Origin of the sequence: uncultured Caulobacter sp. (assembly GCF_937900395.1) — a bacterium.
In the GTDB taxonomy this organism is placed as follows: Bacteria; Pseudomonadota; Alphaproteobacteria; order Caulobacterales; family Caulobacteraceae; genus Caulobacter.
The window spans coordinates 1-1,407 of sequence record NZ_CALCDX010000191.1; the positions used below are offsets into that span (position 1 = coordinate 1).

The following is a 1,407-nucleotide window of genomic DNA, read 5'->3' on the forward strand; positions in this document are numbered from 1 at the left end:
GCTCGACCACGAGGCCATGCACGCCGCCGCCCAGCATCTGGTCGGGCTGCACGACTTCACGACGTTCCGCGACATGCACTGCCAGTCCAAGAGCCCGGTGAAGACCCTGGACGTCGCCCGCGTGCGCCGGGTCGGCGAGGAGATCCACCTCGATTTCGAGGCGCGGTCCTTCCTGCACCGCCAGGTTCGCTCGATGACCGGCACCCTGGTCGAGGTCGGCGCGGGCCGCTGGACGGTGGACGACGTGAAGACGGCGCTGGAGGCCAAGGATCGGCGGGAGTGCGGGCCGGTCGCGCCAGCGGATGGGCTCTATCTCGTCGGCGTCGGCTACGGCGACTAGCGGGCCTTAGCGCCCAGCGTCCGCATCCGGGCCAGCCACGCCGCCCGCCCCTTGGCCCCGATCATCTCGACGCCGCCCACGATGCTCGTGCGGATCGGGCGATAGCCGCTGAGCCACAGCACGCCCCGGGCCAGCGCCTTGACGCCATGGCCGCCGAACACCACTCGGAAGAACGGCCCGGGCATGCCCATGGTCACCACCAGGCGGGCGCTGCGCCCCTTCAGCTTGCTGTTCGAGCCGCTCGGACCGACCTGGAAGCCGAAGCCGCCACGATAGACCTGCTCCAGCAGCGCTTTCAGCCGGGCCGGAACGCCGCCCAGCCACAGCGGAAAGACAATGACCAGATGCTCGGCCCGGATCATTGCGGCTTGAATGTCTTGAATCTCGTCCGGCGGCGGTTCGGCGAAGGCGGCGGCCGTCATCAGGACCGGCGCGTCCACCGCGCCCAGATCCAGGCGCCGCACCTCGTGGCCGGCGGCCGTGGCGGCGGCGGCATAGGCGTCGCACAAGGCGGCGCAGAAGCGGTCAACGCTGGGATCGGGATGACCGTTCAGGATCAGGATGCGCTTGGCCATGGCGGCAGCTTGGCGGTCCGCCGCCACGCCGCCTTGAGCCTCGTCAAAAGGCCTAGAGCACCGAGCAATTGGTGATCTGGCTGAACGCCTCCAGCGCGGCGGTCCCCACGACGCTGGTCCCGAAGCGATCCAGCTCGGGAGACCAGACCGCCACCGTCGCCTTGCCCGGGACCACCGCGACGATCCCGCCGCCGACGCCGCTCTTGGCGGGCAGGCCGACGCGGTAGGCGAAGCTGCCGACGCTGTCATAGATGCCGCAGGTCAGCAGCAGGGCGTTCAGCCGCCGGGTCAGGCGGTCGGGGAAGATGGTCTCCTCGGCCACCGGCGAGAAGCCGCCCGCCGCCAGCGGCAGGAAGGCGCGCGCCAGCTGGCGGCAGCTCATGGTGATGGCGCACTGGCGGCTATAGGCGGCGACCACCGCCTCGGGCTCATGCTCGATCGTGCCCTGGCCGCGCATCAGGCTGGCGATGGCGCGGTTCTGCCAGGCGTGGG

At 70.9% G+C, this 1,407-nt stretch carries 3 protein-coding genes; 1 reads left to right on the forward strand and 2 read right to left on the reverse strand.

Going from position 1 to position 1,407, the window contains the following annotated elements; all coding sequences use genetic code 11:
• Positions 1–340, forward strand: a 340-nt coding sequence (locus Q0379_RS16495) for a tRNA pseudouridine synthase A (protein ID WP_299013856.1), incomplete at its 5' end; no start/stop codon positions are given.
• On the opposite strand, the gene Q0379_RS16500 is transcribed toward Q0379_RS16495, so the two are convergent.
• Both Q0379_RS16500 and Q0379_RS16505 read right to left on the reverse strand, forming a co-directional pair.
• Positions 337–915, reverse strand: coding sequence for an NAD(P)H-dependent oxidoreductase (locus Q0379_RS16500; RefSeq protein ID WP_299013858.1), 579 nt, complete (start codon positions 913–915; stop codon positions 337–339). The genes Q0379_RS16495 and Q0379_RS16500 overlap by 4 nt on opposite strands.
• 52 nt (positions 916–967) lie before the next feature.
• Positions 968–1,407: glutaminase (locus Q0379_RS16505; RefSeq protein ID WP_299013860.1), on the reverse strand; the 440-nt coding region annotated here is incomplete at its 5' end.

Coding starts and splice junctions, on each gene's coding strand:
- Q0379_RS16500 (WP_299013858.1), bottom strand. CDS start 915: ATGGCCAAGCGCATCCTGATCCTGAACGGTCATCCCGATCCCAGCGTT.